Raw genomic sequence first — 6,853 nt, 5'->3', positions numbered from 1 at the left:
GCCGGCCTGCCGAACGCCCGGGTCGCCGTGATCAGCATCCCGGACATCCACCGGCTCTGGTACGTGGGCAAGGACAGCGGCAGCGCCCGGTCGGCCTGGTCGGCCTTCGGGATCTGCCAGTCCATGCTGGCCAACCCGACCTCGACCAGCCAGGCCGACGTGGACCGGCGGGCCCGGGTCCGGCAACGGGTGATCGACTACAACACCCAGCTCGCCCAGGCCTGCGTCGCGTACGGCCCGAACTGCGACTTCGACGACAACGCGGTGTTCAGCTACCCGTTCGCGCTGAGCCAGGTCTCCACCTGGGACTACTTCCACCCGAACACCAGCGGCCAGGCGGTGCTCGCCAGCGTCTCGTATTCAGCCGGCTTCGGCTGGTAAGCCCTCCCCGCCCGGCGCACGGCCCCCGCCCGGTGGCCGCGCGCCGGATCGCGCCTCAGGTCCGGCGACGTGCCCCCGGGCCGGGCCGGGGCAGCAGGTCGCGTGGTTCGGTCACCTCGTGCCCGTCCGCGCAGCGCAGCGCGACCCGCGCCTCGGCCCCGCAGTCCCGGTGGACGACCGCCAGCGGCGAGCCGTCCGGGTCGGCCAGGTAGCGGTCGCCCCAGCCGAGCACCGCCACCAGCACCGGCCACAGGTCGAGCCCCTTGTCGGTGAGCCGGTACTCGTGCCGCAGCCGGCTGCCCGGCTCGCGGTACGGCACGCGGCGCAGGACGCCCTGCTCCACCAGCATGGCGAGCCGGTTGGTGAGCACCTGCCGGGGGATTCCCGTGCGGACCCGCATGTCGTCGAAGCGGCGTACGCCGTTGAAGACCTCGCGGAGCACGACCAGGGTCCACCGCTCGCCGAGGATGGCCATCGCGCGGGCGATGGTGCAGTTCTCCACCGACCAGTCCAGTGCCGCGGGTCTCATGCCGACCAGGCTAGGTCTGATTGACAGACTCAGCAACGCGCTGCGAGCCTGAGTCCATGACACAGACGCAGGACCGTAGCCGCACCTTCTCCTGGTCCGACCCGCTGGCCGGGGCCGCGCACATCGGTCGGCGCAGCGGCCTGGAGCTGCTGCGCGCGATGATCGCCGGGGAGCTGGCCGCACCGCCGATCATGCATCTGATCGACATGGCCCGGATGGAGGCGGACGAGGGCCGGGTCACGGTCGAGCTGGTGCCGCAGGAGTTCCACTACAACCCGCTCGGCACGGTGCACGGCGGGGTCATCTCCACGCTGCTCGACACCGCCACCGGGTGCGCCGTGCACAGCACGCTGCCAGCCGGCGTCGGCTACACCTCACTGGACCTGAACGTGAAGTTCCTCCGGCCGGTCACGGTCGACAGCGGCCGGCTGCGCTGCGAGGGCACCGTGCTGCAGCGCGGGCGGCGGACCGCCCTGGCCGAGGCGCGCCTGACGGACACCAAGGACCGCCTGATCGCCCACGCCACCTCCTCCTGCCTCCTCCTCCCCCTCACCCCCTGATGGGAGGCGTCGGGTCGGCCGGGAGGCAGACTCGACGTCCGGTAGCCGCGGACGAGTGAGCACTCGCACCCCCTGGACCGGTGAGTCCTAGGGTCATGGAGCTGTGGCGCCCGGTGCGCCACTTTCATCCCGGTTGGTTGTCGGCCAGAACTCCATGATCGGCGCGGACGGAGGGGGCAGGGGTGGTGGGGCGGCGGGCGGCGCGGGCGGCGCGCTTCTCCTCGAAGCGGGATGCCTGGAGCTCCAGGGTGTCCAGGTGGGCGGCGATCTGGTCGCGGGCGACCTCGCCGTCGGCGTCCAGCCCGGTCGCCTCGAAGAGGTTCCACTGCCGCAGCACCGGAACGACCACCTCGTCCCGGTGCTGGCGCAGGTCGTATATGCCGGCCAGGGCGATGGCCACCGACTTGCGGGCGAAGCCCTCGATGCCGACGCCCGGCATCTGGAAGTCGGCCAGCACGTCGGCGACCGCGCGCATGGCCTGGCTCGGCGCCAACTCGAAGGCCGCGGCCAGCAGGTTGCGGTAGAAGACCATGTGCAGGTTCTCGTCGGCCGCCACCCGGGCCAGCAGCGCCTCGCAGATCGGGTCGGCGGTGGCTCGGCCGGTGTTGCGGTGCGAGATCCGGGTGGCCAGTTCCTGGAACGAGACGTACGCCAGCGAGTGCAGCACCTCGTCGTCGTGGGTGTTGTGGTAGCCGGCCGACATGTGCACCATCCGGGCCCGTTCCAGGGCCACCGGGTCGACCGCCCGGGTCACCGTGAGGTAGTCGCGGATGGCGGTGCCGTGCCGCCCCTCCTCCGCGGTCCACCGGTGCACCCAGGTGCCCCATGCGCCGTCCCGGCCGAAGAGGCTGGCGATCTCGTGGTGGTACGAGGGCAGGTTGTCCTCGGTGAGCAGGTTGACGATCAGCGCGGTCCGGGCCACCTCGGGCAACGTCGAGTCCTTCTCCGCCCACGGTTCCCCACCGAGCGGGCCGTCGAAGGTACGCCCCTCGCTCCACGGCACGTACTCGTGCGGGAACCACTCCTTCGCCAGCGACAGGTGCCGGTCGAGGTTCTTCTCGACCACGGGTTCGAGTTCGTGGAGGAGGGCGGTCTGGCTGAGCACGGTCACGCGGTTCTCCCTACGGTGGCGTAAGTTACGCCACCGTAGGTCGAATCGTCGTCAGGCGCCAGTCGAGGCGGGGCCGACCAGCGGCTTCAGGTCTGCCCGGGGCGGGGTCCACTCGCCCGCCGCCGCGGCCACCTGCTCACCCGAGCGGATGTCCTTCACCTCGTCACCCTCGGCGCCGGGGAACCAGACGTACGGGATGCCGCGCCGCTCGGCGTACCGGATCTGCTTGCCGAACTTGGCGGCGCTGGGCGACACCTCGGTGGGGATGCCGCGAGAGCGCAGCGCCTCGGCGACCTTGTTGCTGGCCGGCCGCTCGTCCTCGGCGGTGACCGCGACCAGCACGCAGGTGGGCACGCTGCGGGAGACCGACAGCGCGTCGGTGCCGAAGAGCAGGCCGAGCAGCCGGGTCACCCCGATGGAGATGCCCACCCCGGGGAAGCGGACGTTGCCCGAGCTGGCCAGGTTGTCGTACCGGCCGCCGGAGCAGATCGAGCCGAACCGCTCGTAGCCGACCATCTGCGTCTCGTAGACGGTGCCGGTGTAGTAATCCAGGCCACGCGCGATGCGCAGGTCCGCGACGCAGAGGCCGGGCGAGTGCGCGGCGGCGGTCTCCACCACCGCGCTCAGCTCCGCGATACCCTCCTCCAGCAGCGGGTCGCTCACCCCGAGGGCGCGCACCGCATCGGCGAAGGAGGCGTCCGGCGCGGAGATCTCGGCCAGGGCGAGGCACGCCTTGGCCTGCGCCTCGCTCGCTCCGGCCGTCTCGGCCAGCAGCTCGGCCACCTTCGCCGGACCGATCTTGTCGAGCTTGTCGACCGCGCGCAGCGCCGCCTCCGGGTCGGTCAGCCCGATGCCCCGGTAGAACCCCTCACAGATCTTGCGGTTGTTGACCTGGATCCGCACCGGCGGGATGGGCAGCGAGCGCAGCGCGTCGCCGATGACCAGCGGCATCTCGGCCTCGTAGTGGGCCGGCAGGGTGTCCCGGTCGACGATGTCGATGTCGGCCTGGAGAAACTCGCGGTAGCGCCCCTCCTGCGGCCGCTCCCCCCGCCACACCTTCTGGATCTGGTAGCGGCGGAACGGGAACTGCAGCTTGCCGGCGTTCTCCAGCACGTAGCGGGCGAACGGCACGGTGAGGTCGAAGTGCAGGCCGAGCGCGTCGTCGCCGGCCGCGCCCTCCGGGTCGGCCTGGAGCCGCCGCAGCACGTAGACCTCCTTGGAGGTCTCCCCCTTCCGCAACAACTGGTCCAACGGCTCGACCGAGCGGGTCTCCAGCGGCGCGAAGCCGTACAGCTCGAAGGTGGACCGGATTCGATCGAGCACGAACTGCTCGATCATCCGCTGGGCAGGCGTCCATTCGGGGAATCCGGAAATCGGCGTGGGCTTGCTCATGGCGTACTCCTTGAATCCCGCGCGGACCGCGCGGTGCGGGCGTGGGCCGCGGCGGATCTACAGGCCGCGGGTGGGCGCGGCCGGGCGCGCGCCGCCGGACTCCGCCACCTCGATGAGGTACGGGTTGGTCGCGCGCTCGCGGCCGATGGTGGTCGCGGGGCCGTGGCCGGGCAGGACGACGGTGTCGTCGGCCAGCGGGAGGACCTTCTCCCGGAGGCTGGTCAGCATGCGGGGCATGCTGCCGCCCGGCAGGTCGGTGCGGCCGATCGAGCCGGCGAAGAGCACGTCACCGGAGAGGCAGATCTGCTCGGCCTCCCAGGGCGAGCCGGCGCCGGGCATCCGGAACAGCACCGACCCGCCGGTATGGCCGGGGGCGTGGTCGACGGTGAGCTCCAACCCGGCCAGGCTGAGCGTGGCGCCGTCGGTCAGCTCGGCCACGTCCTCCGGCTCGGCGTACGGCAGCCGGCCGCCGAAGAGCTGGGTGAGGTCCATCGAGAGCGCCTTCGCCGGGTCGGCGAGCAGCTCCCGGTCGTCCGGGTGGACGTACGCGGGGATGCCCCGCGCGCCGCAGACCGGCGCCACCGAGAAGGTGTGGTCGAGGTGGCCGTGGGTGAGCAGCACCGCGGCCGGGTGCAGGCGGTGCTCGGCGAGCACGGCGTCGAGCCGGTCCAGCACCCCGATCCCGGGGTCGACCACCACGCACTGCTCCCCCGGCGCGGTCGCCACCACATAGCAGTTGGTGCCGAAGGCGTCCGCGGGAAAGCCGGCCACGAGCACGTCCGCTCCCCTTCCCTCGAGTCGTCGTCCCCGGTCAGCAGCCTAGCCGCCCGGGCGAGCGGGTTACGCCGCACACGCGTCCCAACCTTCCCGCAGGGCACAGCGAGAACGTCCGATGAAGCCGGGCGGAACCTCTACACCACTTTCCCAGCCGGTGGCCGTACACTCTGGCGGACGTGTGGCGTGGCGCACCTGCGCACCGGCGGGCGGAGAGGCCCCAGCGCCGGCGAGGACCAGGGTAGAGGAAGGGGAGCACGGGTGGCTTCCAGCAGGGACCGGCAGCGCAAACTGGCGCGGGCCAAGCTCGACCGGCAGCTCGCCCGGCGGGCCGCCGCGGCGAAGCGCCGCCGGCAGATCCAGGCCGGTATCGGCGCCGCCGTGGTGCTCGCGCTGATCGTGCTCGGTTCGGCGTGGGGGCTCGGCGCGTTCGACTCGAAGCCGGAGCCGAAGGCCGCCGAGGACGTCTGTCTCTGGACCCCGCAGGACGCCAGCGCCAACACCAACCTCAAGGACGTCGGCACCCCGCCCACCACCGGCCTGCCCACCTCCGGCACCCGGACGATGACGGTCACCACCAACCAGGGCGCCCCGATCACCGCCGAGCTGGACCTGACCTCGGCGCCGTGCGCGGGGGCGAGCATCTCGTACCTGGCCGGCAAGTCGTTCTACGACAACACCAAGTGCCACGAGATCACCGCCGAGGGCGCGCTGCGCTGCGGCGACCCGAGCGGCACCGGCTTCGGCGGCCCGGCCTACACGTTCGCCAACGAGGACGTCCCCGCCGCGCCGCAGGCGAGCCCGTCCGCCTCGCCGGCGCCGGAGCAGCCGCCGGCGTACCCGAAGGGCACGGTCGCCATGATCGGCAGCCCGCCGGGGGCCAACGGCAGCCAGTTCCTGATCTTCTTCAAGGACTTCAACCCGGAGACGCCGGCCTACTCGATCGTCGGCAAGGTCACCGGCGGGCTCGACGTGGTGGAGAAGGTCGGTGCCCTCGAGACCGTGGACAATGGGAACGGGGCCAAGGTCAAGCCGAAGACGGACGTGGTGATCCAGAGCCTCACCGTCGGCGAGCCGAACGCCGCGCCGGCGGCGAGCTCCAGCGCCGGCTGACCCGGCCGCCCACCCCATCAGCAGCGGCAACGACCGCGCCCGAGAAACACCGTAAGGAGTGACCGTGACGTCCACGAGAGAGCGGCAGCGCGCGGCGGCGCGGGCCCGACTCGAGCGGGAGATGGCCGAGCGCGCCTCCAGGGCCCGCAAGCGCCGGCAGACGCAGGCCATCGTCGGCGCGGCGGCCGTGCTGGTGCTCGTGGTCGCCGGCACCGTGTGGCTGGCCACCTCGCTCGGCGGTGACGACGACAAGCAGCAGACCGCCAGCGCGTCGGGCTACTCGCAGTGCGCCTACACCGAGGTCCCCAAGGAGGGCCGCCCCAAGCAGATCAAGGACGTCGGGCTGCCCCCGACCCAGCAGGCCAACAAGGGCAGCCAGACGATGACGATCGACACCAACCTGGGCCCGATCACGGCGAAGCTCAACCGCGACCAGGTGCCCTGCACCGCCGGCAGCTTCACCCACCTGGCCAGCAAGGGCTTCTTCGACAACACCAAGTGCCACCGGCTGGTGACCGAGGGCATCAAGGTGCTCCAGTGCGGCGACCCGAGCGCGACGGGCAAGGGCTGGCGGGACACCGACGGCATCGGCGGCCCGAGCTACGGCATGGCCGAGGAGAACCTGCCCACCGACAAGCGTCCGCCGTACCCGGAGGGCGTCATCGCGATGGCCAACGCCGGGCCGGGCAGCACGGGCAGCCAGTTCTTCATCGTGTACGACGACTCCCAGCTCGACCCGAACTACACCGTGCTGGGCACGATCACCGGCGGCATGGACGTGGTCAAGCAGGTCGCGGCGGCCGGGGACGACGGCGCGTTCGCCCAGCAGGCCGGGGGCGGGCACCCGAAGAAGGAGATCGTCATCAACAAGCTGACGATGAGCGACATCCAGGGCGCCTGAACCGGCCCGGACAGCACGTACGGAAGCGCCCGCCGGCACTGGGGCATCTGACACTTGACACCCCACTACGCAGCGGCCATAGCATGGCGCAG

General features: G+C 71.9%; 7 protein-coding genes and 1 pseudogene. 4 read left to right on the top strand and 4 right to left on the bottom strand.

The annotated features are described in order from the left end of the window. Positions 1 to 381, top strand: a pseudogene (locus ABZ570_RS33170) (SGNH/GDSL hydrolase family protein); the annotation flags it as partial. Between the two features lie 55 nt (positions 382 to 436). Here the strand turns inward: ABZ570_RS33170 and ABZ570_RS33165 are convergent. Continuing rightward, entirely contained in the window at positions 437 to 910 is a 474-nt protein-coding gene (locus tag ABZ570_RS33165) for a helix-turn-helix domain-containing protein (protein WP_358072009.1), read from the bottom strand. 56 nt (positions 911 to 966) lie between these two features. Here ABZ570_RS33165 and ABZ570_RS33160 point away from each other — a divergent pair, with 56 nt between their 5' ends. After that, positions 967 to 1,470 carry a PaaI family thioesterase gene (locus ABZ570_RS33160; protein ID WP_358072007.1) on the top strand — a complete coding sequence of 168 codons (504 nt, stop codon included), beginning with the start codon at positions 967 to 969 and terminating at the stop codon, positions 1,468 to 1,470. A 124-nt stretch (positions 1,471 to 1,594) separates the two neighbouring features. Here the strand turns inward: ABZ570_RS33160 and ABZ570_RS33155 are convergent, their stop codons facing one another. The 3 genes from ABZ570_RS33155 to ABZ570_RS33145 are packed head-to-tail and all read right to left on the bottom strand — an operon-like array spanning position 1,595 to position 4,750. Then, positions 1,595 to 2,581, bottom strand: a complete 987-nt coding sequence (locus ABZ570_RS33155; RefSeq protein ID WP_358072005.1) for an acyl-ACP desaturase — start codon at positions 2,579 to 2,581, stop codon at positions 1,595 to 1,597. Between the two features lie 51 nt (positions 2,582 to 2,632). Then, positions 2,633 to 3,973: a histidine--tRNA ligase gene (gene hisS / locus ABZ570_RS33150; RefSeq protein WP_358072003.1), complete on the bottom strand. Its 1,341-nt coding sequence runs from the start codon at positions 3,971 to 3,973 to the stop codon at positions 2,633 to 2,635. A gap of 57 nt (positions 3,974 to 4,030) precedes the next feature. After that, positions 4,031 to 4,750, bottom strand: a complete 720-nt coding sequence (locus ABZ570_RS33145) for an MBL fold metallo-hydrolase (protein WP_358072001.1) — start codon at positions 4,748 to 4,750, stop codon at positions 4,031 to 4,033. Positions 4,751 to 5,008: 258 nt separating this feature from the next. On the opposite strand from ABZ570_RS33145, the gene ABZ570_RS33140 reads away from it, so the two are divergent. After that, positions 5,009 to 5,860, top strand: a complete 852-nt coding sequence (locus tag ABZ570_RS33140; RefSeq protein WP_358071999.1) for a peptidylprolyl isomerase — start codon at positions 5,009 to 5,011, stop codon at positions 5,858 to 5,860. Between the two features lie 64 nt (positions 5,861 to 5,924). After that, a complete protein-coding gene (locus tag ABZ570_RS33135) occupies positions 5,925 to 6,761 on the top strand; it encodes a peptidylprolyl isomerase (protein ID WP_358071997.1) in 837 nt (278 codons plus the stop codon). The last annotated feature ends 92 nt before the right edge of the window (positions 6,762 to 6,853 follow it).

The organism is Micromonospora sp. NPDC007271 (assembly GCF_040634005.1).
Lineage (GTDB): Bacteria > Actinomycetota > Actinomycetes > Mycobacteriales > Micromonosporaceae > Micromonospora.
Note: the sequence above shows the minus strand (reverse complement) of the source record. Positions and strands in the feature narration are given on the sequence as shown.